The 26,881-nt window shown below is 66.7% G+C and carries 23 protein-coding genes; 10 read left to right on the forward strand and 13 right to left on the reverse strand.

Annotated elements, in window-relative coordinates; all coding sequences use genetic code 11:
* Positions 1-234: 234 nt before the first annotated feature.
* Positions 235-1,257: an L-threonine 3-dehydrogenase gene (tdh, locus tag LZ605_RS11500; protein ID WP_249844903.1), complete on the forward strand. Its 1,023-nt coding sequence runs from the start codon at positions 235-237 to the stop codon at positions 1,255-1,257.
* A 180-nt stretch (positions 1,258-1,437) separates the two neighbouring features.
* On the opposite strand, the gene LZ605_RS11505 is transcribed toward tdh, so the two are convergent.
* Entirely contained in the window at positions 1,438-2,130 is a 693-nt protein-coding gene (locus tag LZ605_RS11505; RefSeq protein WP_106551236.1) for a TorF family putative porin, read from the reverse strand.
* A gap of 198 nt (positions 2,131-2,328) precedes the next feature.
* Between LZ605_RS11505 and kbl the strand changes: the two genes are divergently transcribed.
* Entirely contained in the window at positions 2,329-3,537 is a 1,209-nt protein-coding gene (kbl, locus tag LZ605_RS11510) for a glycine C-acetyltransferase (RefSeq protein WP_249841816.1), read from the forward strand.
* Between the two features lie 126 nt (positions 3,538-3,663).
* On the opposite strand, the gene LZ605_RS11515 is transcribed toward kbl, so the two are convergent.
* From LZ605_RS11515 to LZ605_RS11530, 4 genes are all read right to left on the reverse strand, one after another.
* On the reverse strand, positions 3,664-3,996 hold the full coding sequence (locus LZ605_RS11515) for a hypothetical protein (protein ID WP_107229977.1): 333 nt from the start codon (positions 3,994-3,996) through the stop codon (positions 3,664-3,666).
* Positions 3,997-4,081: 85 nt separating this feature from the next.
* On the reverse strand, positions 4,082-4,891 hold the full coding sequence (locus LZ605_RS11520) for a pseudouridine synthase (RefSeq protein ID WP_423172551.1): 810 nt from the start codon (positions 4,889-4,891) through the stop codon (positions 4,082-4,084).
* Between the two features lie 20 nt (positions 4,892-4,911).
* A complete protein-coding gene (locus tag LZ605_RS11525; protein ID WP_249841818.1) occupies positions 4,912-5,418 on the reverse strand; it encodes a hypothetical protein in 507 nt (168 codons plus the stop codon).
* 218 nt (positions 5,419-5,636) lie between these two features.
* Positions 5,637-6,728, reverse strand: a complete 1,092-nt coding sequence (locus tag LZ605_RS11530; protein ID WP_107229974.1) for an OmpA family protein — start codon at positions 6,726-6,728, stop codon at positions 5,637-5,639.
* A gap of 357 nt (positions 6,729-7,085) precedes the next feature.
* Here LZ605_RS11530 and LZ605_RS11535 point away from each other — a divergent pair, with 357 nt between their 5' ends.
* The 5 genes from LZ605_RS11535 to LZ605_RS11555 all read left to right on the forward strand — a co-directional run bounded on the left by LZ605_RS11535 (position 7,086) and on the right by LZ605_RS11555 (position 12,500).
* On the forward strand, positions 7,086-8,102 hold the full coding sequence (locus tag LZ605_RS11535) for a zinc-binding alcohol dehydrogenase family protein (protein ID WP_249841819.1): 1,017 nt from the start codon (positions 7,086-7,088) through the stop codon (positions 8,100-8,102).
* 178 nt (positions 8,103-8,280) lie between these two features.
* The gene (locus LZ605_RS11540; protein WP_249841820.1) at positions 8,281-8,913 is read left to right on the forward strand and encodes a YczE/YyaS/YitT family protein; all 633 of its coding nucleotides are present in this window, start codon (positions 8,281-8,283) and stop codon (positions 8,911-8,913) included.
* 103 nt (positions 8,914-9,016) lie between these two features.
* Positions 9,017-11,047, forward strand: a complete 2,031-nt coding sequence (locus LZ605_RS11545; RefSeq protein ID WP_249841821.1) for an NADPH-dependent 2,4-dienoyl-CoA reductase — start codon at positions 9,017-9,019, stop codon at positions 11,045-11,047.
* A gap of 298 nt (positions 11,048-11,345) precedes the next feature.
* Positions 11,346-11,804 (forward strand): cell wall hydrolase, encoded by a 459-nt coding sequence (locus LZ605_RS11550; RefSeq protein WP_004154513.1) that lies wholly within the window; start codon positions 11,346-11,348, stop codon positions 11,802-11,804.
* A gap of 84 nt (positions 11,805-11,888) precedes the next feature.
* Positions 11,889-12,500, forward strand: coding sequence for a glutathione S-transferase N-terminal domain-containing protein (locus tag LZ605_RS11555; RefSeq protein WP_249841822.1), 612 nt, complete (start codon positions 11,889-11,891; stop codon positions 12,498-12,500).
* A gap of 67 nt (positions 12,501-12,567) precedes the next feature.
* On the opposite strand, the gene LZ605_RS11560 is transcribed toward LZ605_RS11555, so the two are convergent.
* From LZ605_RS11560 to LZ605_RS11585, 6 genes are all read right to left on the reverse strand, one after another.
* A complete protein-coding gene (locus tag LZ605_RS11560; RefSeq protein WP_249841823.1) occupies positions 12,568-13,623 on the reverse strand; it encodes a suppressor of fused domain protein in 1,056 nt (351 codons plus the stop codon).
* A gap of 46 nt (positions 13,624-13,669) precedes the next feature.
* Positions 13,670-14,173, reverse strand: a complete 504-nt coding sequence (locus tag LZ605_RS11565; RefSeq protein WP_249841824.1) for a hypothetical protein — start codon at positions 14,171-14,173, stop codon at positions 13,670-13,672.
* 214 nt (positions 14,174-14,387) lie between these two features.
* The gene (prpE, locus tag LZ605_RS11570; RefSeq protein ID WP_249841825.1) at positions 14,388-16,268 is read right to left on the reverse strand and encodes a propionate--CoA ligase; all 1,881 of its coding nucleotides are present in this window, start codon (positions 16,266-16,268) and stop codon (positions 14,388-14,390) included.
* 652 nt (positions 16,269-16,920) lie between these two features.
* Complete coding sequence (locus LZ605_RS11575; RefSeq protein WP_249841826.1) at positions 16,921-17,535, reverse strand: RluA family pseudouridine synthase; 615 nt, start codon at positions 17,533-17,535, stop codon at positions 16,921-16,923.
* A gap of 93 nt (positions 17,536-17,628) precedes the next feature.
* Positions 17,629-18,615 (reverse strand): malate dehydrogenase, encoded by a 987-nt coding sequence (locus tag LZ605_RS11580; protein ID WP_004153634.1) that lies wholly within the window; start codon positions 18,613-18,615, stop codon positions 17,629-17,631.
* A 118-nt stretch (positions 18,616-18,733) separates the two neighbouring features.
* Complete coding sequence (locus LZ605_RS11585) at positions 18,734-19,225, reverse strand: peptidylprolyl isomerase (protein ID WP_005408225.1); 492 nt, start codon at positions 19,223-19,225, stop codon at positions 18,734-18,736.
* 273 nt (positions 19,226-19,498) lie between these two features.
* Here LZ605_RS11585 and typA point away from each other — a divergent pair, with 273 nt between their 5' ends.
* From typA to LZ605_RS11600, 3 genes are read left to right on the forward strand one after another with little or no spacing between them, the layout of a single operon-like run.
* A complete protein-coding gene (gene typA, locus LZ605_RS11590) occupies positions 19,499-21,346 on the forward strand; it encodes a translational GTPase TypA (RefSeq protein ID WP_107229964.1) in 1,848 nt (615 codons plus the stop codon).
* Between the two features lie 11 nt (positions 21,347-21,357).
* Positions 21,358-21,825, forward strand: a complete 468-nt coding sequence (locus tag LZ605_RS11595) for a DUF2127 domain-containing protein (protein ID WP_049467554.1) — start codon at positions 21,358-21,360, stop codon at positions 21,823-21,825.
* A gap of 41 nt (positions 21,826-21,866) precedes the next feature.
* Positions 21,867-23,489, forward strand: a complete 1,623-nt coding sequence (locus LZ605_RS11600; protein WP_249841827.1) for an amidase — start codon at positions 21,867-21,869, stop codon at positions 23,487-23,489.
* Positions 23,490-23,581: 92 nt separating this feature from the next.
* On the opposite strand, the gene LZ605_RS11605 is transcribed toward LZ605_RS11600, so the two are convergent.
* Both LZ605_RS11605 and LZ605_RS11610 read right to left on the reverse strand, forming a co-directional pair.
* The gene (locus tag LZ605_RS11605; RefSeq protein WP_249841828.1) at positions 23,582-24,721 is read right to left on the reverse strand and encodes a mechanosensitive ion channel family protein; all 1,140 of its coding nucleotides are present in this window, start codon (positions 24,719-24,721) and stop codon (positions 23,582-23,584) included.
* Positions 24,722-25,370: 649 nt separating this feature from the next.
* Complete coding sequence (locus tag LZ605_RS11610) at positions 25,371-26,762, reverse strand: class II 3-deoxy-7-phosphoheptulonate synthase (protein ID WP_249841829.1); 1,392 nt, start codon at positions 26,760-26,762, stop codon at positions 25,371-25,373.
* Between the last annotated feature and the right edge of the window lie 119 nt (positions 26,763-26,881).

Consider the following 26,881-nt stretch of genomic DNA (forward strand, 5'->3'; position numbering starts at 1 on the left):
CCCGGAAGTCATGGGCCCCGCCTCGCCGGGCATGGCCCCGCGCTACCCGTACGATTCCCTGCCCCGGTAGCGCCGGGCCATGCCCGGCGAGCGCGGCGGCGCCGTTCGAAACGCCCGCCGGCGCACGCCTTTCGTTCCGCCAAAGCACCCGCAGCGCAACATGGGAAATCCGCGCAGCACCCTATAATCCGCGTTTTCCCCCTGATGAGTTCCACCCCGATGGCGCAGCAAACGATGAAGGCCCTGGTCAAGCGCGAAGCGGCCAAGGGCATCTGGCTGGAAGAAGTTCCGGTGCCGACCCCAGGCCCCAACGAGGTCCTGATCAAGCTGGAGAAGACCGCGATCTGCGGTACCGACCTGCACATCTACCTGTGGGACGAGTGGAGCCAGCGCACGATCAAGCCGGGCCTGACCATCGGCCACGAGTTCGTCGGTCGCGTCGCCGCACTCGGCTCGGCGGTGACCGGCTACGAGATCGGCCAGCGGGTCTCGGCCGAAGGCCACATCGTCTGCGGCCATTGCCGCAACTGCCGTGGCGGCCGCCCGCACCTGTGCCCGAACACCGTCGGCATCGGCGTCAACGTCAACGGCGCGTTCGCCGAATACATGGTGATGCCGGCCAGCAACCTGTGGCCGATCCCCGATCAGATTCCGTCGGAACTGGCCGCGTTCTTCGATCCGTACGGCAACGCCGCGCACTGTGCGCTGGAGTTCGATGTGATCGGCGAAGACGTGCTGATCACCGGCGCCGGCCCGATCGGCATCATCGCTGCGGGCATCTGCAAGCACATCGGTGCGCGCAACGTGGTGGTGACCGACGTCAACGACTTCCGCCTGAAGCTGGCCGCCGACATGGGCGCCACCCGCGTGGTCAACGTCGCCAACCAGTCGCTGAAGGACGTGATGAAGGAACTGCACATGGAGGGCTTCGACGTGGGCCTGGAAATGAGCGGCAACCCGCGCGCGTTCAACGACATGCTCGACTGCATGTACCACGGCGGCAAGATCGCCATGCTCGGCATCATGCCCAAGGGTGCCGGCTGCGACTGGGACAAGATCATCTTCAAGGGTCTGACCGTGCAGGGCATCTACGGCCGCAAGATGTACGAGACCTGGTACAAGATGACCCAGCTGGTGCTGTCCGGTTTCCCGCTCGGCAAGGTGATGACCCACCAGCTGCCGATCGACGAGTTCCAGAAGGGCTTTGACCTGATGGAAGAAGGCAAGGCCGGCAAGGTGGTATTGAGCTGGAATTGACCCTTCGGGTCAATTCCCCCGCATGTCTCCCAATCCCCGCGCCGCTGGCGCGCCCCCTTGAACATCAAGGGGGCTCTCCTCAAGTCGGGATCAGGAACGCTGCGGAATTGAGAAAGGCGCCCGATGGGCGCCTTTTTCGCAAAGCGTGCCAGGCAAGCCTGGCCCCTGCCGAAGCAAGGGTTACTTGCCCACGGCCACGCTCAGCATGACGCGGCTGTGGGCCAGCTTGCCCGAATTGTCGCGGCCGTTGCCGTCGGTGCCGTAGTAGCCCAGGCCGACATTGAACAGGCCGAACTGGCGGGCGACGCCAACGTTCCAGTCGGTGTAGTCCTTGGCAATGCCGTCCTCGAAGGTGCTGCGCCCGACGTTGGCATTCAGGGTGAAGTCCTTCGGCAGGCCCCAACTGCCGCCCAGGCCGAAGTACCAGCCATCGGTGCTGCTGTTCCATACATCGTTGGTGTAGGCCACCGTCAGCTTGTAGGTGTCATCCAGCGTGGTGGTGGTGATCAGCTCGTTGTAGTTCTGGTGGCTGGACTTCAGGTAGGTGTAACGGTTCAGCAGCACGTCGAAGTTGACGCGCTCGGTGACGTCCACGCCGTAGCCGATCAGGTAGTCAACCTCGGTCTTCGGGTCACCCGGGCCAAAATCCACACCCGAACCCCACACGCCGGCGTACAGGCCAACCGGGCTGGTGTAGGTGAATCCGGCCTGCAGGGTCGGATCCTCATCGGTCTGCGACACACCACGGAACAGGTAGTCCGACACGGCGGTGACGTTCCAGCTGTACGGCGATTCGTTGTCCTGGGCGCTGGCCGCGAACGGCGCAAGGGTCAGGGCGGCGGCAATGGCGAGGCAGGCACGGGCGTGCTTCATGGGCGTCTCCGGTGGGGGCGGTGGCGTGGAAGGCGGATGCGGGAACCGGAGCCAGACAGGTCCGGTTCACGAATTTTTAACCCGTTTGCTATTGCGATGCAACATGTGCCGGCCATGACGGCGCCGCCGATCACCCGGTCCGGGGTCACCGATGCCCGGTAGAATCGGCGGTTTCCCGTGCTGAGCCGTGCCCACGCCATGACCGACGCCTCCTCCGCCCTGACCCGCCACTATGCAGACGAACTGGACGCCATCCGCGCCCAGGGCCTGTTCAAGTCCGAGCGGATCATCACCAGCCCGCAGTCCGCCGAGATCACCCTCGACGACGGCCGCACGGTGCTGAATTTCTGCGCCAACAACTACCTGGGCCTGGCCGACCACCCGGACCTGATCCAGGCGGCCAAGGATGCGCTGGACAGCCACGGCTTCGGCATGGCCTCGGTGCGCTTCATCTGCGGCACCCAGGACCTGCACAAGCAGCTGGAAAAGCAGATCGCCGATTTCTTCGGCAAGCAGGACACCATCCTGTATGCGGCCTGCTTCGATGCCAACGGCGGCCTGTTCGAACCGCTGCTCGGCGAGAACGACGCGATCATCTCCGATGCGCTGAACCACGCCTCGATCATCGATGGCGTGCGCCTGTGCAAGGCCAAGCGATTCCGCTATGCCAACTGCGACATGGCCGACCTGGAGGCGCAGCTGCAGGCCGCCGACGCCGCCGGCTGCAAGACCAAGCTGATCACCACCGACGGCGTGTTCTCGATGGACGGCTTCATCGCCCCGCTGGACGAGATCACCGCGCTGGCGAAGAAGTACAACGCGCTGGTGCATATCGATGAGTGCCATGCCACCGGCTTCCTCGGCGCCACCGGCCGCGGCTCGGCCGAGGTCAAGGGTGTGCTGGAGAAGATCGACATCATCACCGGCACCCTGGGCAAGGCCATGGGCGGCGCGCTGGGCGGCTTCACCTGCGCCAGCGCCGAGGTGATCGAGCTGCTGCGCCAGCGCTCGCGCCCGTACCTGTTCTCCAACTCGCTGCCGCCGCACGTGGTCGCCGCCGGCATCAAGGCGTTCGAAATGCTGGCCGCCGCCGATGACCTGCGCAGCACGCTGGCCGAGAACACCGCCTACTTCCGCGAGAAGATGACCGCGGCCGGCTTCGACGTGAAGCCCGGCGTGCACCCGATCAGCCCGGTGATGCTGTACGACGCCCCGCTGGCGCAGAAGTTCGCCGAGCGCCTGCTGGAAGAAGGCATCTATGCGATCGGCTTCTTCTTCCCGGTAGTACCCAAGGGTCAGGCGCGCATCCGCACCCAGATCAGCGCGGCGCACAGCCGCGAGCATCTGGATCGCGCGATCGATGCGTTCACCCGCATCGGCGTCGAGCTGGGCGTGATCAAGGCCTGATCAGGTCCGGGGTCGGATCCCTTTCCGCAGGAAAGGGCTCTGACCCCACCAGGCAGAGCGTGCCGACCAAGGTCGGCACCTACCGGAGCCGGGTAGCGTGCCGGCCAGGGTCGGCACCTGTCGACGTCATTTCTTTTTCTTCTTGCCCTTCGGCTCGTCCTTGCTGGCCACCACCACCGGCTTGGCGGCAGCATCCTGCGCGTTGCCCTTGGCCACGCGGATGCCGTTGGCCTTCATCCAGGCATCGAACTGGTCGGCAGTCATCTTCTGGTCGCCGTTGCTCATCATGAAGCGGTAACTGCCGCGACCATCCAGCTCCGGGGTCTTCACTTCCACCACCGGGGTCTCGGCCGGCGTTTCCGCCTTGGCCACCTTCTTGTGGCCGCCACAGGCGGCCAGCAATGCGATCGGCAACAGCAGGCCGGCGCAGCGCAGGGTTCGGTTGAGGGTCAGGTACATGGGCACGCTCCGTTCAAGTAGATCGAAAGCCAGACGCCCCCTACGCCTGGAACGGTGGCCGGCAGCTGCCGGCCGCGGGCGATGATCAGCCCGCTGCAGCGGCCCCCAGCCGCTGCTGGTCGCTGACCTGCAACACCCGCCATTGGCCCTTGCCGAGATCACCGAGCGCCAGCCCGCCGATCGCGACCCGGACCAGGCGCAGCACCTGCAGGTCGAAGGCCGCCAGCAGGCGGCGGATGTGGCGGTTGCGGCCCTCGTCGAGGACCACCTCCAGCCACGCAGTCTTGTCGCCGCTGCGCAGCACGCGCACGGCCTGGGCCACCAGGAACTCGCCATCGTCCTGCACGCCGGCCTGCAGGGCCGCCAGCGTCGCCTCATCGGGCAGATGGTCGACCTGCACGTGGTAGGTCTTGTCCGGCCCGGTCTGCGGGTCGGTCAGCCGCGCCGCCCATTGCGGGTCGTTGCTGAACAGCAGCAACCCTTCGCTGGCCTTGTCCAGGCGTCCGACCGGGGCGATCCAGGGTAGACCGGCACCATCGAAACAGCGGTACACGGTGTCGCGCCCACGCTCGTCCTGCGCGGTGGTCACCACGCCGCGCGGCTTGTTGAGCATCAGGTACAGACGCTGCGGCGCGCCCATCGGCTGGCCGTCGACCTCGATCGGCGGCGCCGGCTGGCCAATCGGGAATTCCGGATCGCGCACGATGCGGCCGGACACGCGTACGCGGCCATCGGCGATCCAGCGCGCGGCCTCGCTGCGCGAGCACACACCGGCCTTGGACAACACACGCGCCAGGCCATGACGGACACCGGCCGGCATGGCAGCGGGCGTCGCACGCCCACGCGGTGCGTGGGAGCGGGCAGCGGGGGCAGCAGGGGGGCGGCGCGTGCGCAAGCCTCTGCTCCCCGCGCGACTTACTTCTTCTCGCCCGGCTTGGTCTCAGCCGGTGCTTCGGCGGCGGCCGGGGCGGCCGCCGGTGCCGGACGCGCCTTGACCACACGCACGCCGCGCGCCTTCATCCAGGCGTCGAACTCCTCGGCGGTCATGCGCTTGCCGTTCTGGCTCATGTCAAAGCGCCAGGGCGTGTTGTCGAATTCGGTCTGCGGCTTGTACGCCGCCGGATCGTTCGGCTTCACCGCCGGTGCGCTCGGGATGGCCTTGGCGATGTTCTGGCAACCATCGATGCGCAGACGCTGCAGCACCTGGTCCAGCGACTGCGAGGGGTCATAGCTGCTGCTCAGCACGCCGGCCGGCATGCCCAGCTGATTGCCACGGATGTACAGCTCGTCGGCCACCGGTGCGATGGTCGTGGCCGGCAACGGAAGCGGCGTAGCGCTGGTGTTGACCGAGCAATCAACCGCAGCGTGGGCGGCGGGAACCAGGGCCAGCGCCAGGACGGCGGCCGATGCAGAGCGCAGCATGAGGGGCATCCACGGAAGGAAGTGACGCGGCGAGTGTAGCAATGCCGCGACAGCTTTCAAGCGCCACTTTCAATGAATACGCCAACTCATTGGTTTCATGGACAAATTGCCGACGAACGGTCTGCCCGATCGGCGTGCGGCCAGCATCCGGGCCGCACAAACAACAAGACCCGGCCGAAGCCGGGTCCTGCAGTGTCTTACGGGCAGAGCGTCAGAACTTAGTTCTGGACGTTCAGCTCGGTACGACGGTTCTTGGCGCGACCTTCCGGGTTGTCCGAACCATCCGGGTTGGTGTTCGGAGCAATCGGACGGCTCTCGCCGTAGCCGATCGGGCCGACCAGGCGACCGGCGTCAACGCCGTTCTTGGTCAGGTAGTTGTACACGGCGGTGGCGCGACGCTCCGACAGCTTCTGGTTGTAAGCGTCGGTACCCTTCGAGTCGGTGTGACCGGCAACTTCAACGCGCAGATCCGGGTAACGCTTCAGGATCTCGGTGGCTTCGCTCAGGATCGCCACGGCGTCCGGACGCAGGTTCGACTTGTCGAAGTCGAAGTTCACGCCCTTCAGGTCGATGGAGACCGGCACCGGGCAACCGTCCGGACCGATGGTCTGACCCGGCTGCGAGTTCGGGCACTTGTCGTCGCAGTTGTTGACGCCGTCACCGTCGTCGTCCAGGTCGGCGCAGCTCGGGGCAACCGGAGCCGGAGCCGGAGCAGCCGCGACCGGAGCCGGGCCCAGCGGGATCACGACGCCGACCGAAGCCAGCACGTCGCCGAACCAGCTTTCGTTGCGGGCGGCAACGCTCTGGTCGTCGAAGTCAGCGCGGTAGGCCACTTCGGCGCGGACAGCAACGCGCTTGTCGAAGGTGGTCTGCAGGCCGACGCCGAGCTTGGCGGCAACGTTGCCGTCCTTGCGCTCACGCGGACCGTTGTTGTCCAGCGCGGCGTACTCTTCTTCCGACTTCTGGTAGCCCAGGCCACCGACGATGTACGGGTTCCAGCCGCGGCCTTCCTTGATGAAGTGGCGACGCAGGTCCAGCGAGATGCCGTACTGCGACCAGTTCAGGTCCTGGTTGCTGTCGAAGTTCGGGTTCTGGTAGTTCAGCTCACCGTCCAGCGACCAGTTCGGGCTGATGAACTTACCCAGGCCCAGGGTCACGAACGGAGCGTCATTGGTCAGACGGTCGCTGTCCTGGAAGTTGAAGCCGGCCGAACCGGTCAGGTACCAGCGGTCATCGAACTCCTGCGCAGAAGCTGCCTGGGCAAAAGCCAGGCCGCCCAGCAGCGCTGCAGTAAGGATCTTCTTGTTCATTGAGTACAGCTCCTATTTCGGGGGTATGAAACCGGTAGAGGCATGGGCCAGCACTACTGCGTCGAAGCTCGACAGCCGATTCAGCACGCCACCGCCGCGAACATTATGCTCAGGCGGGTGAAGGTCATGTTAACAGTCCCGTAACATGTGAAGTGTTGCGCCCGACCGTCCACCGGTCCGACGTTGAAACCCTATACAGGATGATGAAAATCCGCAAGACCCTCACTCTGCAAGGGTTTGACGGGGTTTAAGTGCGAAAAACGACATGCTGCGCAACACCACGGATGACCGTGTTCAGCGCATTTCGGCAAACGTGAGGAACCTTATGATGAGGGGACGCACCCAGCCGGAGCCGCAATGAAAGCTGTCGCCCTGAGTCGTGAATCCGCCCCCCTCCTGCACGATGTCCATCTGCCTCCGCCGCTGCCGCCGGGTGGCCGCGACCTGCTGATCCGGGTCGAAGCGGTGTCGGTCAATCCGGTCGATGGCAAGCAGCGTGCCGCCACCGATCCGGCCACACTCGACACCCCACGCGTGCTGGGCTGGGACGCCGCCGGCGTGGTCGAGGCGATCGGTGATGAGGTCACCCTGTTCGCCTCGGGAGACGAGGTCTATTACGCCGGGGATGTCACCCGACCGGGCTGCAACGCGCAGTACCAACGGGTGGACGAACGGCTGGTGGCTCGCAAGCCCACTACGCTGGATTTTGCCGAGGCTGCCGCACTGCCGCTGACCACGCTCACCGCCTGGGAACTGCTGTTCCAGCGCATGCCCCTGCAGCTCGATGACCGTCGTCATGCCGGGCAGCACCTGCTGGTGATCGGCGGGGCCGGCGGTGTGGGATCGATGGCGATCCAGCTCGCCCGCCATGCGGGCTTCGAGGTGATCGCCACCGCCTCGCGTGACGCCTCGGTCGACTGGTGCCGGCAGATGGGCGCCCGCCATGTGATCGATCATCGGCAGCCCCTGCACCCCCAGCTGCAGGCGCTGGGCATCGCCGAGGTGCAGGTCGCGCTGAACCTGGCCGACACCGATCACTACTGGGATGAGCTGGGCCAGCTGCTGGCACCGCAGGGCCATGTCGGCCTGATCGTCGAACCCCGCGGCGCGCTGCGGATCGGTGATCCGTACAAGGCCAAGTGCATCGGCATCCACTGGGAATTCATGTTCGCGCGTGCGCGTTTTGCCACCGCCGACCGCATCGAACAGCACCGCATCCTCAGCCGCGCGGCCAGCATGATCGACGCCGGACAGCTGCGCGGCACGCTCAGCGAGACGCTGGGCACGATCAACGCCGCGAACCTGGACATCGCCCATCAGCGCCTGGCCAGCGGACGCACGGTGGGCAAGCTGGCGCTGGCCGGCTGGGAATGACTGAAGCGTCATGTAGAGCCGAGCCCATGCTCGGCTGAGGATGCCAGGCAACGCAGCCGAGCATGGGCTCGGCTCTACAGATTCTGCCTGTGGCAGCGGATTGGCCAGCATCTGTATCTATGCTGACGGCTGATTCGGATCTACGGTGGAAACAGATCCCCCTCCCCCCGAGCCCGCCATGCCCACCGCCCTGCCCCTGCGCCTGCTGCAACTGATCACCGGCCTGTTCCTGTACGGGTTCGGCGCCTCGCTGATGATCCGTGCAGCGATCGGCGTGGCGCCCTGGGATGTGCTGTCGCAGGGCATCGCCGCGCAGACGCCGCTGTCGTTCGGCCTGGCGACCAACGTGATCGGTGCGCTGGTACTGCTGCTGTGGTGGCCGCTGCGGCAGAAGCCGGGGGTGGGCACGGTTCTCAATGTGCTGCTGATCGGTCCCTCGGCGCAGTTCGGCCTGTGGCTGCTGCCGCCAGCGGATGGCCTGGGCTGGCAGTTGGCACTGTTCTGCACCGGTATGCTGCTGGTCGCGCTGGCCACCGGCCTGTACATCGGCGCGCGCCTGGGCCCTGGCCCGCGCGACGGCCTGATGACCGGGCTGCATGCCCGCACCGGTTGGCCGATCTGGAAGGTGCGCAGCCTGATCGAAGGCAGCGTGCTGCTGCTGGGCTGGTGGCTGGGCGGCAACGTCGGCATCGGCACTTTGGTCTTTGCCCTGCTGATCGGCCCGCTGTGCGGGGTGACCCTGGGCTGGTTCGGGATCGGCCGGCCGCTGCCGGTGGTGCCGACCGCTGGTCGGCAACCGCAATCGCCCTGAGCTGACCGGAATGTCGGCCAACGGCCGGCACTACCCCCGCAGCCCTTGCCCCGGCGGCCGTTTCCCGGCACGCTTCGCGCTTCCGTACGCAAGCGTATCGATCATGTCGCCAGCCAACGAATCCGCCTACCCGAACCTGTTCGCCCCGCTGGACCTGGGCTTCACCCAGCTGCGCAACCGCGTCCTGATGGGCTCGATGCATACCGGGCTGGAAGACCGCGCCCGTGATTTCCCGCGCCTGGCAGCCTACTTCGCCGAGCGCGCCGCAGGCGGCGTCGGCCTGATCGTCACCGGCGGATTCGCGCCGAACGTGGTGGGCTGGCTGAAGCCGTTCGGCGGCAAGCTGTCCTGGCCATGGGAAGTGCGCCCGCACCGGCAGCTGACCGCCGCCGCGCACCAGCACGGCGCGAAGATCTGCCTGCAACTGCTGCATGCCGGCCGCTATGCCTACCATCCGCTGTCGGTGGCGCCGTCGAAGCTGAAGGCGCCGATCAACCCGTTCACCCCGCGCGCACTGTCGGCCGGGGGTGTCGAGCGCCATATCGCCGACTATGCACGCAGCGCGAAGCTGGCCCGCGAGGCCGGCTACGACGGCGTGGAAGTGATGGGCTCGGAGGGCTACCTCATCAACGAGTTCATCGCCCCGCGCACCAACAAACGCACCGATGCCTGGGGCGGTGACGCCCGCCAGCGCATGCGCTTTGCGGTGGAGATCGTGCGCCGCATCCGCGAAGCCTGCGGACCGGACTTCATCATCATCTACCGCCTGTCGCTGGTGGACCTGGTGGAAGACGGCAGCAACTGGGAAGAGATCGTGCAGCAGGCGCAGGCCATCGAGGCCGCCGGTGCGACGATCATCAACTCCGGCATCGGCTGGCACGAAGCGCGCATTCCGACCATCGCCACCTCGGTGCCACGTGCTGCGTTCGCCGGGGTCACCGCCAAGCTCAAGCCGCATGTGAAGGTGCCTCTGGTGGCGACCAACCGCATCAACATGCCCGAGGTGGCCGAGCGCATCCTGGCCGACGGCGGCGCCGACATGGTGTCGCTGGCGCGCCCGCTGCTGGCCGACCCGCAGTGGCCCAACAAGGCCCGCGCCGGCCGCGCCGAGGCGATCAACACCTGCATCGCCTGCAACCAGGCCTGCCTGGACCACGTGTTCGAGAACAAGCTGGCCAGCTGCCTGGTCAACCCGCGCGCCGCGCACGAGACCGAGCTGGTCTACCGCCCCACCCCCGCGCCGAAGAAGATCGCCGTGGTCGGCGCCGGTCCGGCCGGGCTGGCCTGCGCCACGGTGGCCGCCGAGCGCGGCCACCAGGTCACCCTGTTCGATGCCAACGAGGAGATCGGTGGCCAGTTCAACGTGGCCAAACGAATCCCCGGCAAGGAAGAGTTCCACGAAACCCTGCGCTACTTCCGCCACAAGCTGGCTGAAACCGGCGTGCAGCTGCGCCTGGGCACGCGTGCCGACGCGGTCAGCCTGGCCGGATTCGACGAGGTGGTGCTGGCCACCGGCATCACCCCGCGCAAGGTCGACTTCCCCGGCGCCGACCATGCCAAGGTGGTCAGCTACCTGGACGTGCTGCTGGGCCGGGTCGAGGTGGGCGCCAATGCCGCGATCATCGGCGCCGGCGGCATCGGCTTCGACGTCGGCGAATTCCTCAGCCACGCCGGCCAGTCGCCGTCGCTGGACCCGCAGCGCTGGATGGCCGAATGGGGCGTGGACAGCAGCTTCGAAGCGCGGGGCTCGCTGGCAAAACCGCAGGCCGAAGCCTCGCCGCGACGGTTGTGGCTGCTGCAGCGCAGCCCGGGCAAGCCCGGCGCGCGCCTGGGCAAGACCACCGGCTGGATCCACCGGGCCACGCTGAAGGCCAAGGGCGTGCGCATGCTCGGTGGCGTCGAGTACCTGGGCGTGGACGACGAAGGCCTGCGCATCCGCGTGGAGGGCAGCGAACAACTGTTGCCGGTCGACCACGTGGTGATCTGCGCCGGGCAGGAACCGAACCGCGCGCTGCAATCCGAACTGCAGGCCGCCGGCATCCGCGCGCAGCTGATCGGCGGTGCCGATGTGGCGGCCGAACTGGACGCAAAGCGTGCCATCGACCAAGGCAGCCGCGTCGCCGCCGCGCTTTGACAAGCGCCTGAATGGGGGGCGGAATGTGATTTCCGTCACTCCTGTTGAAGCTGAATGTCAAGCCGAGCGGTTCACGATGCGTTCGGCTATGCCCCCCTACCTTGCGCCATCTTTCCGCTCACCAGCCAGTTTCCGGTGAGCCGGCGCAGCCCCCTCGATCGGTACTGATCGTTTCTTTTGGGGCTGCCCACGGGGCGGCCCCGATGGCCGCCTCCCCATGACGCCAAGTCGTGCCCCGCTTCCCGTCGCCCCTGCGGCCGGAACCGGAGAGTGCGGCCCATACGGAGCAAGGAGTTATATGAAACTGGCCTGGATTCTCTGGCTGTCGCAGTTGTTGCCGCAGCCGGCCGCCGATTCACTGTGTTTGAGCACCACCGTGTACCTGGAAGCCCGCGACCAGACCCTGCGCGGCCAGCAGGCCGTCGCCGAGGTCGCCCTGCGCCGCCTCGACAGCGGCTTGTGGGGCGACTCGATGTGCCAGGTGGTCACCGCGCGCAAGCAGTTCGCACCGACCATCGTTTCCCCCGGCACCCAGCTGGGCAATGATGCGGCCTGGAGCGAGGCGATGAACGTCGCCTTCGACGCCGAACGCAACTGGGCGCTGCCGGCCGGCGAGCGCCGTGAGATCGTGCCCGGTGCCAGCCATTTCGCCGCGCTGTCCATCGCCAGCCCGAACTGGCGCAATGCCTACCAGGTGGCCACCATCGGCGATCACACCTTCTATAAGGTGCAGAACCTCAAGCCGCGACAGTCGTAACGATCCGTGCCGGCGGCAGCGTTGCCGCCCGCCGCCAGGCTCTGGGATAGTGGGCGTTTCCCGCCCGCATCACCTGGAGTTCCCATGAAGCTGTACAGCAAGCCCGGTGCCTGTTCCACCGCCGACCACATCGCCCTGCAGTGGACCGGCCAGCCGTTCGAGGTTGAACTGCTGAACAAGGACACCCTGAAGGGTCCGGAATTCCTCAAGATTAACCCGGCCGGCGCGGTACCCGCGCTGGTCGACGGCGATTTCGTGCTGCTGCAGAACGCCGCGATCATGGGCTACATCGCCGACCGCTTCCCGCAGGCCGGCCTCGGCGGCGACGGCAGCGCGCGCCAGCGCGCCGAAGCCACCCGCTGGCTGGCCTTCGTCAATTCCGACGTGCACCCGGCCTTCTCGCCGCTGTTCGCGCCGGGCAAGTTCATTGCCGACGAAGGCCAGTACGACGCCATCCGCGCCGCCGCGCACAAGCGCCTGCGCGGCCTGTTCGAGACCGCCGACCGGCAGCTGGCCGACAAGCCGTGGCTGGCCGGCTTCCGCAGCTTCGCCGACCCGTACTTCTACATCACCCTGCGCTGGGCCGCCGGCACCAAGGTCGACCTGTCCGGCCTGGACAACCTGGCCGCCTACAAGGCGCGCATGGACGCCGATGCCGGCGTGCAGGCCGCGCTGAAGGCCGAAGGCCTGGCCTGAGGCACCCCCGGGGTCGGATCCGCCTGCACCGCAGGCGGCTCTGCCCCCACCGCTGCGATCGGCGTGGTCAGCCGATCTGGCGGATCACTTCACCCTGAGCGTCACGCAACAGGGTCGGCACCACTTCGATCTGTAGTGCAGCGCCCAGTGGGTAGATGCCACGCTCGGCACGCACCTCGGCCAGCGCCTGCAGCCCGTGCTCGTCCAACGGCCAGCGCGCGCTGTGCGGCCCCAGCTCGCCGCTTGCGCCCTCGGCGCCGGGGCTGAACTCCCACTGCCGCTGGCGGCTCACCAGTTCCAGCGACATGCCATGGCGCAGGCGCAACGGCAGCAGCTCGCAGACACTGGGCACCTGCCCTGCGCCCAGCACCAGCGTGGTCACGCCCTCCTGCTGGCGCCAGTCCAGGGTCTCGATGAACAACATGCCGGTGCTGGATCCCTCCTGCTCGCTCCCGGCACGCACGCGTGCGGCCAATACCGGATCCTCCAGCAGGTTGCCGCGGTGCAGATCGGTGATCCACAGCGGCATCGCCGGCTGCAGCGCCTGCAGCACGCCGCGCGTGGACCAGCGCTTGACCGCCGCCATCTCTTCGTCGGTCAGCCCGACCAGCTGCAGGAACTGCAGGTGGCCATTGGCGGTGTCGCGCGCCGGCAACTGCGGGTCGGCGATGAAGGCCAGATGGCGCAGCCGCGTGTCGGTCTCCAGCGCAATCGGGCCGTTGGCATCCAGATGGTGGCCATCCTCGAACACATTGCCACTGCCGAACACGTAGCGCGCCAGGTTCTGCAACAGGTTCATCGGCCACACCGGCGGTGTGCCGTCGGCGCGTTCATCGGCTGCGGCGGCCAGACGGAAGGTCAGTTCAAATCCATAGCCGCTGGCGGCAGCGTCACTGCTTTCCTTGGTGTACAGCTCGGAGAATCCGTAGGTGATGTAGTGCCAGTGCGGCAGCGGCGCATCCGACCAGTACACACTGATGCCGTCCAGTGGATCCTGGCCACCCAGCGTGTACGGCAGCGCGGTGCCGAAATGGCGCGGTTCCTGGCCGGCATACAGCGGCGCCAGCGCGGCGTTGATCGCGTCCCAGCCCGGGGTGTCGCTGTCATGGTGGTCGTCCTGCACGCGGGACTCCTTGTGGGAAAGTGAACCGGTCACTTTACGCGCTGGCTCAGGCCTGCACGACCTGGCCACCGTCGATCGCCATCGCCGCCTGGGTTTCCTGCCACCAGCGCTGCGCCAGCGCCGGGCTGCGTGCCTTGCCCACGGCAGCCAGCAGTTCCGGGCACAGGCGTTCCAGCGCCAGCGCATCGGTACAGCGCTCGATCTTCAACTGCATGAAGTAGCCCTTCAGGCCGAGATGACGCCGCACGGCGTCGCTCATCGCCTCGTACAGCTGCTGGTACAACGCCGGGTCCTGTTCGCGGCCGCTGCTGATGCCGCGCATCGGCACCGTCTCGGCGCTGCCACCGATCACCTCGATCAGGCCCTGCGCTGCCAGCTGCTCCAGCGCATCGTGCGGTGCGCGCAGGCCTTCGAACAGGCCGCGCAGTTCGGTATCGTCGCGATGGCCGTCGACCATCAGCAGGATCGATCGCAACGCCGCCGGCAGACGCCGGCCACGGTCTTCGATTTCCTGACGGCCAGCAGCCGTCTTGGCGTGCAGCAATGCCATTGCATCCCCCTCCCTTGATGCACCATGCCTGCGTGCCCTGGCGGGCACGCCCCCTGTCTGTCATCCCCGGACGGCACACGCATTCCCCGGCGCGCACCGCGTGTTGCAGGTCGATGACAGGCCGAGCTTAGCGCAAGAACCGCAGGTAGTGCCGGCCGCTGGCCGGCAACCTCCGGATTGACGGGATTGCCGGCCAGCGGCCGGCACTACCGGGTCAGCGGCCCAGCGCGCGGCGGATCTCTTCCAGTGCACTGGGGTCATCCAGGGTCGACAGATCACCCGGGTCGCGCTGCTCGGCCAGCGCCTGCAACGAGCGCCGCAGCAGCTTGCCGGACCGCGTCTTGGGCAGTGCGTTGACCACATGCACATGCGCCGGGCGCGCCACCGCGCCGAGCGAGGTGGTCACCGTGGCCATCATCTCCGCCACCACCGGCGCCGGGTCCTCACCGTTGAGACCCTGCTTGAGGGTGACGAACACCAGTGGCACCTGCCCCTTCAGCTCGTCCTTGACCCCTATCACGGCGGCCTCGGCCACGCGCGGGTGGCTGGAAATGGCCTCCTCGATCTCGCGCGTGCCCAAGCGGTGCCCGGCCACGTTGATCACATCATCGGTACGGCCGAGGATGAAGGTATAGCCATCGTCGTCGCGGATCGCCCAGTCCAGCGAGCTGTACAGCAGTTCCTTGAAGTGGCTGAAGTAGCTCTGCAGGAAACGGTTGTCGTCGTTCCACACCGTGCTCATGCAGCCCGGCGGCAGCGGCGGCGACACCACCAGCACGCCCTTCTGTCCCGGCGCGACTTCTTCGCCGGTGTTCTCGTCAATCACCTTCATCCGGTAACCGAGGTTGGGGAAGCCGGGCGAGCCGAAGCGCACCGGCTTCATCTCCAGGCCGGGCAGCAGGGTCAGCGCCGGCCAACCGGTTTCGGTCTGCCAGTAGTTGTCGATGATCGGCTTGCCCAGTGCCTCATTGATCCAGTGCGCAGTCGGCTCGTCCAGCGGCTCGCCGGCCAGGAACAGGTACTTCAGCGCGCGCAGGTCGTGGCGATGGATGAAGTCGGCATCATGCTTCTTCAGCACGCGGATCGCGGTGGGCGAAGAGAACATCGTGCGCACGTTGTACTGTTCGCACAGCGCCCACCAGATGCCCGGATCGGGGTTGGTCGGCAGCCCTTCATACAGCAGCGAGGTGCAACCCCCGATCAGCGGCCCGTACACGTTGTACGAATGGCCCACGGCCCAGCCGACATCGGAGGTGGAGAACATCACCTGCCCGGGCCTGCAGTCGAAAACGGTTTCCATCGACTGTGCCATCGCCACCGCATAGCCGCCGACATCGCGCTGCACGCCCTTGGGCTTGCCGGTGGTGCCGGAGGTGTACAGCAGGTAGCTAGGCTCGCTGGCTTCCAGCCACTGCACCGGCACATCCACCTGCCCGATCTGCGCACGCAGCGCGGCGTACTCCACATCACGGCCCGGCACGCGCGGCTCGGCCGCATCCAGTCCGCGCGACACGATCAACACGTGCGGTGGCGGCGCGCTGGCTTCTGCACAGGCTGCATCGACCATCGGCTTGTACGGAATCAGCTTGCCACCGCGCATGCCGGCATCGGCGGCGATCAGCAGCTTGGGCCTGGCATCGTCGATGCGCAGCGCCAGGTTGTGTGCGGCAAAGCCACCGAATACCACCGAATGCACCGCACCGATGCGTGCACAGGCGAGCATCGCGAACACGGCCTCGGCCATGTTCGGCATGTAGATCACCACGCGGTCGCCGTGGCCAACGCCGAGATGCTTGAGCACGGCAGCGAAATCATTCACTTCGCGATACAGCTGGCGATAGGTGATTTCGCGGGTGCTGTTGGTTTCGGTGGAGATGGCCACCAGCGCGAGCTGGTCGGGACGGTCGGCCAGATGGCGGTCGACAGCGTTGTAGCAGAGATTGGTTTCACCGCCGACGAACCAGCGCCGGAACGGCGGATTGCTGTAGTCGAGCACCTGCTGTGGCGGCTTGTGCCAATGGATGCGCTTGGCTTCCTCGCCCCAGAAGGCCTCCGGCTCGTCGATCGAGCGACGGTAGGTTTCCTCGTAGTTCATGACGCAGCCCTCCCAGACAAAGTCATGGGTTCGAGGATAGTCCGGCGCTGCCGCGCGGGCCGCCCTACCTTGGTAGGGGGTGGGTTTGTTCGGCAGGGCTTGCAGCCCTGCACCTGCAGAAGCCGAAGCAACAGCAGAAGCTGGCTTGCTGGGGGATGGCGGGGTGGGTCCGGTTGCGGGGGACGCCGTGAATCCGTCCATGGAGGCTCGGTCGCGCCATCCATGGCGCTCACGCCCCCGCAACCGGACCCATCCCGCCTTCGACAGTTCTCCGCAATCTTTCGGGCTGGCATTACCTGGGCTCTTGGTGGGTGTCGACCTTGGTCGACACGCTTGATCCACGCCATGCACGGATGACTCATTCGATATCTGAAAGAAAAATCGTGTCGACCAAGGTCGACATCTACCAACAGCCGTGCGGAACAACGGCCGCAGTTACCAACAGCCGCGGGAATCTGTCAGAGGCGGGGCGGTGTGGGTGGGCAGGACCGTTGGCGCCATGGATGGCGCCATCGAGCCCCCATGGATGGGTTTACGGCGTGTCCTGCCCACCCACACCGCCCCGCCAACCCACGGATGGCCCGCTTTCGCCGTTGACGTTGACGTTGCTCTGGCTCGTAGCAGGTGCAGGGCTGCAAGCCCTGCCGACCCCCTAGAACGGAGCCGCAGACTCGAACGCGAGCGCTTCGCCCGTCACCGGGTGGGTAAACCGCAGGCTGCGTGCATGCAGGTGCACGCGCTGCGCCGGAGCGGCGTCGTACAGCACGTCACCGACAATGGGATGGCCGAGGCTGGCCATGTGCAGGCGCAGCTGATGGCTGCGGCCAGTGATCGGTTCCAGCGCCACGCGGGTGCGCTGCGCTTCAACATCACGTGCCATCACGCGCCAGCGCGTCAGAGCAGGTTTGCCGCGCTCACGGTCGACCACCTGCTTCGGTCGGTTCGGCCAATCCACGATCAGCGGCAGGTCCACTTCGCCGGCCTCGCCTTCGATCAAACCCTGCACGATGGCCTCGTAGCACTTGCCGACCTGGCGCCGCTCGAACTGCATCGACAATGCGGCCTGCATCTCTTTGCCGCGCGCATGCAGCAACAGGCCGGAGGTCACCTGGTCCAGCCGATGCACGGTCAGCGCGTCCGGGTACACCGCCTGCAGGCGTGTGACCACGCAGTCCTGGTTTTCCTCGCTGCGGCCGGGCACGGACAGCAGGCCGGCCGGCTTCTCGGCCACCAGCAGCGCGTCGTCGATGTAGTGCAGGTGGATCATCGGTTTGCGTATCCGTTCAAACGAAAACGGGGAAGCCGAAGCTTCCCCGTTTTCTGCGGTGAGCGTACCGACCAACGGTCGGTACCGCCCGTATCAGCCCAGCAGGTGGGCGACGCCGGCGCGCTCTTCTTCCAGCTCGGCCAGGGTCTTGTCGATGTACTTCTGGCTGAAGTCGTCGATCGGCAGATCCTTCACCAGGGTGTACTTGCCGTTCTCGGTGGTCACCGCGAAACCGAAGATCACGCCTTCCGGAATGCCGTAGGAACCGTCGGACGGCACGCCCATGGTGACCCACTTGCCGTTGCTGCCCAGCACCCAGTCACGCACGTGGTCGATGGCAGCGTTGGCCGCCGAAGCCGCCGAGGACGAGCCGCGGGCTTCGATGATCGCCGCGCCGCGCTTGCCCACGGTCGGGATGAAGGTGTTGGCGTTCCACTCCTGGTCGTTGATCGCATCGGCAATCGACGCACCATCGGCGGTGGCAAAACGGTAGTCCGGGTACATGGTCGGGCTGTGGTTGCCCCACACCACCAGCTTCTCCATGCCACCGACCGGCTTGCCGAGCTTGGTCGACAGCTGGCTCAGGGCGCGGTTGTGGTCCAGGCGCAGCATGGCGGTGAAGTTCTCCGGCTTCAGGTCCGGGGCCGACTTCATGGCGATGTAGGCATTGGTGTTGGCCGGGTTGCCGACCACCAGCACCTTCACGTCACGACTGGCGACCTTGTTCAGCGCCGCGCCCTGAGCGGTGAAGATCTTGGCGTTTTCCAGCAGCAGGTCCTTGCGCTCCATGCCCGGGCCACGCGGACGCGCGCCGACCAGCAGGGCGATGTCGGCGTCCTTGAACGCGACTTCGGCGTCATCGGTGCCGACCATGCCGGCCAGCAGCGGGAAGGCGCAGTCTTCCAGCTCCATCATCACGCCCTTCAGGGCGGCCTGGGCCTTGTCGACCGGCAGTTCCAGCAGCTGCAGGATGACCGGCTGGTCCTTGCCCAGCATTTCGCCGGAGGCGATGCGGAACAGCAGGGCATAACCGATCTGGCCGGCGGCGCCGGTCACGGCAACACGAACGGGTGCTTTCATGGGGGTTTCCTCTTGCTTGCAAGCGTTTGATGGGACGCCGCGGGCAGAGCCACGCAGGCCTGGCGGGCGGCGGGGAACAGGGAAACGGCCACCCGTGGGTGGCCGTTTCGAAGGGGGATCAGGCGGCGAGGTGCTTGTTCCACTCCGCGACGCGGTCGGCCTGGGCGGCCAGCACGGCGTCAACGTCGCCTTCCAGGGTGATCGAATGGATCACGTCCCCCTGCTTGACCGAATCGACGATGGCCTGGCCTTCCAGGACCTTGCCGAAGACGGTGTGGCGGCCGTCCAGCCAGTCGGTCTTGATGTGGGTGATGAAGAACTGGCTGCCGTTGGTGTTCGGGCCGGCGTTGGCCATCGACAGCGAGCCGACCTCGTGCTTCACGCCATTCTTCTCGTCTTCGAACTTGTAGCCCGGGCCGCCGGTGCCACGACCCTGCGGGCAGCCGCCCTGGATCATGAAGTCGGCGATCACGCGGTGGAAGATCAGGCCGTCATAGAAGCCGTGCTTGACCAGGTTCACGAAGTTGGCCACGGTCAGCGGCGCTTTGTCGGCGAACAGCTCGACCTTGATCGGGCCCTGGGTGGTGTCGAAAGTGGCGATGAGGGACATGAAGATCCTTGATACAAAGGGGAATGCGTCTAGCCCCCTAGTTTACACCCGCCTCGTGTCGGCGGCGGCTTCGACCATCGGTGAAGAGCCCGGCTTCAGCCCCCGGACGGGGAGCGGCGCCGGCGGCTCCTGGCGGCCTCGGCCGGAGCGGCGGGCAGCCAGCTGAATGGGTGCCAGCCCGGGCGTGAAATCCACCTTTTCGCGAATCGTCAAGTTCGACGTATAATGTTGGACTTCTTTTTCCAAATCCGGCGCCGACTGGCCCCCTTTCGTATGTCCATCGAAAATCTTCGCAACATCGCCATCGTCGCCCACGTCGACCATGGCAAGACCACCCTGGTCGACCAGCTGCTGAAGCAGTCCGGCACCCTGTCCGAACGCACCGTCCTCGCCGAGCGCGTGATGGACAGCAACGACCAGGAAAAGGAACGCGGCATCACCATCCTGGCCAAGAACACGGCCATCACCTGGGAAGACAAGCGGACCGGCGTCAAGAACCGCATCAACATCGTCGACACCCCCGGCCACGCCGACTTCGGCGGTGAGGTCGAGCGCGTGCTGTCGATGGTCGACACCGTGCTGATCCTGGTCGACGCGATGGACGGCCCGATGCCGCAGACCCGCTTCGTCACCCAGAAGGCCTTCGCGATGGGCTTCAAGCCGATCGTGGTGGTCAACAAGATCGACCGTCCGGGCGCGCGTCCGGAGTGGGTGATCGACCAGGTCTTCGACCTGTTCGACAAGCTCGGCGCGACCAATGAGCAGCTGGACTTCCCGATCGTCTACGCCTCGGCCCTGAACGGCTACGCCGGCCTGGAAGACACCGTGCGCGACGGCGACATGACCCCGCTGTACGAAGCGATCATGCAGCACGCGCCGAAGCCGGAAGTGGACCCGGAAGGCGCGTTCCAGATGCGCATCAGCCAGCTGGACTACAACAACTTCGTGGGCGTCATCGGCATCGGCCGCATCCAGCGCGGCACCCTGAAGAAGAACATGCAGGTCGCGGTCATCGACCGTGAAGGCAAGAAGCGCAACGGCAAGGTGCTGCAGGTGCTGGGCTTCCTGGGCCTGGAGCGCATCGAGCAGGACTCGGCCGAAGCCGGCGACATCGTGGCCATCTCCGGCATCCAGGAGCTGACCATCTCCGACACCCTCTGCGCCCCGGATACCCCGGAAGCACTGCCGGCGCTGACCGTCGACGAGCCGACCATCTCGATGACCTTCCAGGTCAACAACTCGCCGTTCGCCGGCAACAAGGACCTGTCCGGTGGCAAGTTCCTGACCAGCCGCCAGATCAAGGACCGCCTGGACCGTGAAAAGGTCCACAACGTGGCCCTGAAGGTCGAACAGCTGGAAGACGCCGACAAGTTCCTGGTCTCCGGCCGTGGCGAACTGCACCTGTCGGTGCTGATCGAGAACATGCGTCGCGAAGGCTACGAGCTGGCCGTGTCGCGCCCGGAAGTGATCATCAAGGAAATCGACGGCCAGCTGATGGAGCCGATCGAGCAGCTGGTGGTGGACATCGAAGAAGTGCACCAGGGCGGCGTGATGGAAAAGCTGGGTACCCGCAAGGGCCAGCTGAAGAACATGGAGCCGGACGGCAAGGGCCGTGTGCGCCTGGAATACCAGATCCCGGCCCGTGGCCTGATCGGCTTCCAGAACGAGTTCAAGACCCTCACCCAGGGTTCGGGCCTGCTGTTCCACGTGTTCGACCATTACGGTCCGAAGGAACAGGGCGCGATCGCCAAGCGCATCAACGGCGTGATGATCGCCAATGCGCCGGGTGCCACGCCGGCCTACTCGCTGGGCCCGCTGCAGGAGCGCGGCAAGCTCTTCGCTGCTGAAGGCGACAACGTGTATGAAGGTCAGCTGGTCGGCATCCACTCCAAGGACAACGACCTGACCGTCAACGCGATCAAGACCAAGCCGCTGACCAACATGCGCGCTTCGGGCAAGGACGATGCGATCCAGCTGACCCCGGCGATCAAGTACTCGCTGGAGCAGGCCCTGGACTTCATCGAAGACGACGAGCTGGTCGAGATCACCCCGAAGGAGATCCGCCTGCGCAAGAAGTTCCTGACCGAAAGCGACCGCAAGAAGGCTTCGCGCGGCGGCTGAGCCAGCACCCCGTGAACCCGAGCGGTTACAACCCGGATCCGCACCGGCATCCGGGTCTCCACGTCATCGCCCTGCTCGAAGCGAGCAAGGCGATGCTGGCGCTGTTGGCTGCCACCGGGCTGGAAGTGCTCGGACCGCAGCCGCTACGGCACGGCATCATGGTCCTGATCCGGCGTTTCAGCCTGGATCCGGACCATGGCACCCTGCCCTCGTTGCTGCACATGATCAGCCCCGACGCGGTGCACCTGGCCGCGGCGGGGATGATCGGCTACGGCCTGCTGCACCTGGTCGAAGCCTGGGGCCTGTGGCGGGCCAAGGCTTGGGCCTCCTGGCTGGGCTGCCTGACCGCCTCGCTGTACCTGCCTTTCGATATCTTCGCGATCATCCGCCACCCCGGCTGGCCCTCCTGGACGATCCTGGCGATCAACCTGATCGTGGTCTACGTGCTGGCCCGCGACCTGCGCAAGCGTCACCGCTGAGCACCGGCTACACTGGGGATTGGAGCCGACCAAGCCGCCCCATGCGCCCGTCCTTGCCGCCTCTGCTGATCTGCCTGCTCAGCGCGCTGCCTGCGCTGTTTTCGGCTGGCTGCAGCCCGGCCGCGTCCAGCGCGCATGCCGCCGAACCTGCGAGCCGCAACGTGCCCTTCCCCTATGCCGAAACCGATGTGGCCGACTTGCAGGCGCGGATGACCGCCGGCGAACTGGACAGCACCACCCTCACCCAGGCCTACCTGCAGCGCATCGCCACCCTGGACCGTGCCGGGCCACGCCTGCGCGCGGTGATCGAACTCAATCCCGATGCCCTGAAGGAAGCCGCCGCACGCGACCGCGAGCGCCGCGACGGCCGCGTGCGCGGTGCCCTGCACGGCATTCCCGTGCTGCTGAAGGACAACATCAACGCCGCCCCGATGAGCACCACGGCCGGCTCGCTGGCACTGCAGGGCTTCCGTCCTGACGATGCCTACCTGGTGCGACGCCTGCGCGAGGCCGGCGCCGTGGTGCTGGGCAAGACCAATCTCAGCGAGTGGGCCAACTTCCGCGGCAACGACTCGATCTCCGGCTGGAGTGCGCGCGGCGGCCAGACCCGTAACCCCTACCGCCTCAGCCACTCCCCCTGCGGCTCCAGCAGCGGCAGCGCGGTGGCGATGGCGGCCAACCTGGCCAGCGTGGCCATCGGCACCGAAACCGACGGCAGCATCGTCTGCCCGGCCGCAATCAATGGGGTTGTTGGCCTGAAGCCCACCGTCGGGCTGGTCAGCCGCGACGGCATCATCCCGATCTCCTTCAGCCAGGACACCGCCGGGCCGATGACGCGCAGCGTGGCCGACGCGGCGGCCGTGCTGACCGCGATCGCCGGCCGCGACGACGCCGACCCGGCCACCGCGACCATGCCCGGCCGCGCGGTCTATGACTACACCGCACGCCTGGACCCGCAGGGCCTGCGTGGCAAGCGCATCGGCCTGCTGCAGACGCCGCTGCTGACCTATCGGGGCATGCCACCGCTGATGGAACAGGCGGCCACCGAACTGCGCCGCGCTGGTGCGGTGGTGGTGCCGGTGGAACTGCCCAACCAGGGTGCGTGGGCCGAGGCCGAGCGCACGGTGCTGCTGTACGAGTTCAAGGCCGGCCTGGAGCGCTACCTCAACACGCACCGGGCGCCGCTGCGACGCCTGGCCGACCTGATCGCCTTCAACCAGGCGCACCACAAGCAGGAGCTGGGCCTGTTCGGCCAGGAGCTGCTGGTGGAGGCCGACGCCACCGCCGGCCTGGCCGATCCCGCCTACATCCGTGCACGCAGCGATGCACGCCGGCTGGCCGGCCCGGAAGGCATCGATGCCGCCCTCGCCGCCCACCAGCTGGATGCACTGGTGGCGCCGACCACCGGTGTGGCCTGGCCGATCCGAAGCGAAGGGGACGACTTCCCCGGCGAGAGCTATGGCGCCGCCGCCGTGGCCGGCTATCCCAGCCTCAGCGTGCCGATGGGCCAGATCAACGGCCTGCCCGTGGGCCTGTTGTTCATGGGCACCGCCTGGAGCGAACCGAAGCTGATCGAAATGGCCTACGCCTATGAACAACGCACGCGCGCGCGGCGGCCACCGCACTTTGATACCGACACCCTGATCGACGCCGACGAGCCGTGACCTCCGGTGACGCCGGCGAATCCTGACCTCCGGTAGTGCCGGCCGCTGGCCGGCTGCTCGATCATCCCGACGTTGCCGGCCAGCGGCCGGCACTACCGATCAAACGCCTCCACCGGCACGATCGCCGCCTCGCCATCCTCCGCACCCGGCGAGCGCACATCCGCGGTACGCGCCCGCGGCCCACGCGGCATGTCCTGCTCGTCATCGTGCTGTACGCGTGCGCGAATCTGCGGCAATGACTGTGGATGCTCACGCGCAAGGAAATCGAGCATGCGTTCGCGCACCAGGCAGCGCAGATCGAACGCATCACCGGAGCTGCGCGCGCTGACCAGCAGGCGTACCTGGATCGCGCGTTCACTGGTCTCGGTTACCTGGGTCACGCAGACGCGTCCATCCCACAGCGCCTCACCCCGGCAGATGCGCTCCAGCTCACTGCGGATCGCCGCGATAGGCGCGCGATAATCCAACCACAGGAATGCCGTCCCCAGCAGATCCGCGCTGCGTCGCGTCCAGTTCTGGAATGGATTCTCGATGAACCAGGTCAGGGGCACCACCATGCGCCGCTCGTCCCAGACCCGCACCACCACATAGCTGCTGCCGATTTCCTCGACACGCCCCCACTCACCTTCGACGATCACCACGTCATCCAGCCGGATTGGCTGGGTCAGCGCGATCTGCAGACCGGCGATGAGGTTGCCGAACACCGGCTTGGCCGCGATACCCGCCACCAGGCCGATCAGGCCCGCCGACGCCAGCAGCGCGGTGCCGATCTTCTGCACCATCGGGAAGGTCAACAGCACCAGCGATGCGCCGAGCACGATGATGCCGCCCATCAACACGCGACTGAGCACCCGCGTCTGGGTCTGGATGCGGCGCGCTTCCAGATTGTCGGCGACATCGATGGGATGGCTGCGCAGGATCGCCCGCTCGCCGGCCGCCACCGCACGCACCAGCAACCAGATGAAGCAGGCCGTAAGTGCGATGTGCAGCACATGCTGCAGGTGGCCCAGCAACGGATCCTGCAGGGGCGTGGCCTGCAATGCAGGGATCAGCAGCAGCAGCGGCCAGGCGGTCGCCATCGGCAACCCCAGCACACGCCCGATGCGCGCACGCCGACGATCACGTCCCTTCAATCGATGGTAGATCCACAGGATCAACCACGCACCGATGCCGCCGACCAATGCTGCCAATCCCAACGGCCATGCGTAGGCCTGCGCGCTTTGCCAGTGCACCGCTGCCACCTCCGTCACTCTGCATGCAGATACACAGCGTGGCCCAGCACGGATGAGCGCAATGTCAGACGTTCGTAAGCAGAATGTAGGTGGGGCTCGGCAGGGCTGCGCCCTGCACCCGCGGTAGTGCCGGCCGCTGGCCGGCAACCTCAGCAGCAACAGCGTGCATCCTGTGGGATGGCGAGGTGGGTCCGGTTGCGGGGGACGCCGTGAATCCCTCCATGGAGGCTCGGTCGCCGCATCCATGCGGCTCACGCCCCCGCAACCGGACCCACCCCGCCTTCGACAGTTTTCCGCGATCTGCCCGCTCTTCTGTAGAGCCGAGCCACGCTCGGCTCAAATCGTTCCGAAATCGAAATATTCGATGTCGATGGAGATTCATCCATGCAAGGCGTGGATCCACCGTGTCGACCAAGGTCGACACCTACCCACGGCCGCAGGAATCCGTCAGAGGTGGGACGGTGTGGGTAGGCAGGACCGTTGGCGCCATGGATGGCGCCATCGAGCCCCCATGGATGGGTTTACGGCGTGTCCTGGCTACCCACACCGTCCCGCCATCCCACGGAATGCCGCTTCGGCTTTTGCCGTTGCCGTTGCCGTTGCCGTTGATTGCAGCAGGTGCAGGGCTGCAAGCCCTGCCGCAACACACTTACCGCACCTGTTCCTGCTTGCGCACGATCGCCATCGCAATCTCCAGCGACTGCTCGTAGTTCAACCGCGGGTCCACCGTCGAGCGGTACGCACGCTCCAGGTCACGCTCGGTCAGTTCGCGCGCACCACCGGTGCATTCGGTCACGTCCTCGCCGGTCAGCTCCAGATGCACGCCACCCAGGCGCGTGCCTGCGGCCGCATGCAGGTCGAACGACATCTCCACTTCGCCACGCACGTTGTCGAAGCGGCGCGTCTTGAAGCCATTGGCCGTGCTTTCGGTATTGCCATGCATCGCATCGCACACCCACAGCACGCGGCGGCCGTCGCGCTTGACCGCATCCAGCAGCGGCGGCAGCTTTTCGGCAATCTGTGCCGCGCCCATGCGATGTATGAAGCTCAGGCGGCCCGGTTCGTCGTGCGGGTTGAGCACGTCGATCAGGCGCAGCAGCTGGTCCGGCGACACCGACGGCCCGACCTTGATCGCAATCGGGTTGCGCACACCCCGCAGGTACTCGACGTGGGCACCGTCCAGCGCGGCGGTGCGCATGCCGATCCACGGGTAATGCGTGCTCAGGTTCAGCCAGCCCTGCTGGCGCGGCACCTGCCGGGTCAACGCCTGCTCGTAGGGCAGCAGCAGCGCTTCGTGCGAGGTGTAGAAATCGATGCGGTTGAGGTTGTGCACGCGGGCCCCGGCCAGGGTTTCCATGAAGTGCACCGCATCACCAATGGAGGCCACCATCTTCTGGTACTCGGCGGCCAGCGGCGAATGCCGCACCCACTCCAGGTTCCAGTACTCGGGATGGTGCAGGTCGGCGAAGCCGCCGTCGATCAGCGCCCGCACGAAGTTCATCGTCATCGCCGAATGCGCGTGGGCCTGCAGCATCCGCTTCGGGTCCGGCAGGCGCGCCGCTTCGGTGAACGCCGGCGCATTGATCACATCGCCGCGGTAGCTGGGCAGGGTCACGCCGTCACGGGTCTCGGTGTCGGCCGAGCGCGGCTTGGCGTACTGGCCGGCGAAGCGGCCCACGCGGATTACCGGCTGGCGCAGGCCGTGCACCAGCACCAAGCTCATCTGCAGCAGCACCTTCAGGCGGTTGGAGATGGTGCCCGATTCACAGTCACTGAAATTCTCCGCACAGTCGCCACCCTGCAACAGGAAGCGCTTGCCCTCCTGGGCCTCGGCCAGCTGCTGCTTCAGCGCCAGGATCTCCCAGGAGGTGACCAGCGGCGGCAGCCGCTTCAGTTCGTGCAGCGCCGCGTCCAGCGCCACCGGATCGGGATAGGTCGGCATCTGCAGCGCGGTCTTGCCACGCCAGCTCTCCGGCGACCAGGCGGCGCCAACGGCGGCTGCGGCAGGATCGGACACGGGCGGAACGGCGGACAGGCTCATTGCAGACTTCCGGGGTGGGGGGCGGTCATGGTCGCAGAGCCAGCCGCTGTCGCAAAGGGCCAGGGCGGCGTCCGGCAGCCTGAACGGCGGGGAAAGGGCACCGCGAGCGGCCAGACACG

Source organism: Stenotrophomonas maltophilia (assembly GCF_023518235.1).
Classification (GTDB): Bacteria; Pseudomonadota; Gammaproteobacteria; order Xanthomonadales; family Xanthomonadaceae; genus Stenotrophomonas.

Excerpts from the sequence above, each read along its gene's own strand:
- LZ605_RS11585 (WP_005408225.1), bottom strand. The coding sequence starts at position 19,225 with ATGTCCCTCATCGCCACTTTCGACACCACCCAGGGCCCGATCAAGGTC.
- kbl (WP_249841816.1), top strand. The coding sequence starts at position 2,329 with ATGACCGACGCCTCCTCCGCCCTGACCCGCCACTATGCAGACGAACTG.
- LZ605_RS11540 (WP_249841820.1), top strand. The coding sequence starts at position 8,281 with ATGCCCACCGCCCTGCCCCTGCGCCTGCTGCAACTGATCACCGGCCTG.
- LZ605_RS11565 (WP_249841824.1), bottom strand. The coding sequence starts at position 14,173 with ATGGCATTGCTGCACGCCAAGACGGCTGCTGGCCGTCAGGAAATCGAA.
- LZ605_RS11530 (WP_107229974.1), bottom strand. The coding sequence starts at position 6,728 with ATGAACAAGAAGATCCTTACTGCAGCGCTGCTGGGCGGCCTGGCTTTT.
- LZ605_RS11610 (WP_249841829.1), bottom strand. The coding sequence starts at position 26,762 with ATGAGCCTGTCCGCCGTTCCGCCCGTGTCCGATCCTGCCGCAGCCGCC.
- LZ605_RS11600 (WP_249841827.1), top strand. The coding sequence starts at position 21,867 with ATGCGCCCGTCCTTGCCGCCTCTGCTGATCTGCCTGCTCAGCGCGCTG.
- LZ605_RS11555 (WP_249841822.1), top strand. The coding sequence starts at position 11,889 with ATGAAGCTGTACAGCAAGCCCGGTGCCTGTTCCACCGCCGACCACATC.
- LZ605_RS11575 (WP_249841826.1), bottom strand. The coding sequence starts at position 17,535 with ATGATCCACCTGCACTACATCGACGACGCGCTGCTGGTGGCCGAGAAG.
- LZ605_RS11525 (WP_249841818.1), bottom strand. The coding sequence starts at position 5,418 with ATGCTGCGCTCTGCATCGGCCGCCGTCCTGGCGCTGGCCCTGGTTCCC.
- LZ605_RS11505 (WP_106551236.1), bottom strand. The coding sequence starts at position 2,130 with ATGAAGCACGCCCGTGCCTGCCTCGCCATTGCCGCCGCCCTGACCCTT.
- prpE (WP_249841825.1), bottom strand. The coding sequence starts at position 16,268 with ATGAACTACGAGGAAACCTACCGTCGCTCGATCGACGAGCCGGAGGCC.
- LZ605_RS11545 (WP_249841821.1), top strand. The coding sequence starts at position 9,017 with ATGTCGCCAGCCAACGAATCCGCCTACCCGAACCTGTTCGCCCCGCTG.
- typA (WP_107229964.1), top strand. The coding sequence starts at position 19,499 with ATGTCCATCGAAAATCTTCGCAACATCGCCATCGTCGCCCACGTCGAC.
- LZ605_RS11535 (WP_249841819.1), top strand. The coding sequence starts at position 7,086 with ATGAAAGCTGTCGCCCTGAGTCGTGAATCCGCCCCCCTCCTGCACGAT.
- LZ605_RS11550 (WP_004154513.1), top strand. The coding sequence starts at position 11,346 with ATGAAACTGGCCTGGATTCTCTGGCTGTCGCAGTTGTTGCCGCAGCCG.
- LZ605_RS11515 (WP_107229977.1), bottom strand. The coding sequence starts at position 3,996 with ATGTACCTGACCCTCAACCGAACCCTGCGCTGCGCCGGCCTGCTGTTG.
- tdh (WP_249844903.1), top strand. The coding sequence starts at position 235 with ATGAAGGCCCTGGTCAAGCGCGAAGCGGCCAAGGGCATCTGGCTGGAA.
- LZ605_RS11580 (WP_004153634.1), bottom strand. The coding sequence starts at position 18,615 with ATGAAAGCACCCGTTCGTGTTGCCGTGACCGGCGCCGCCGGCCAGATC.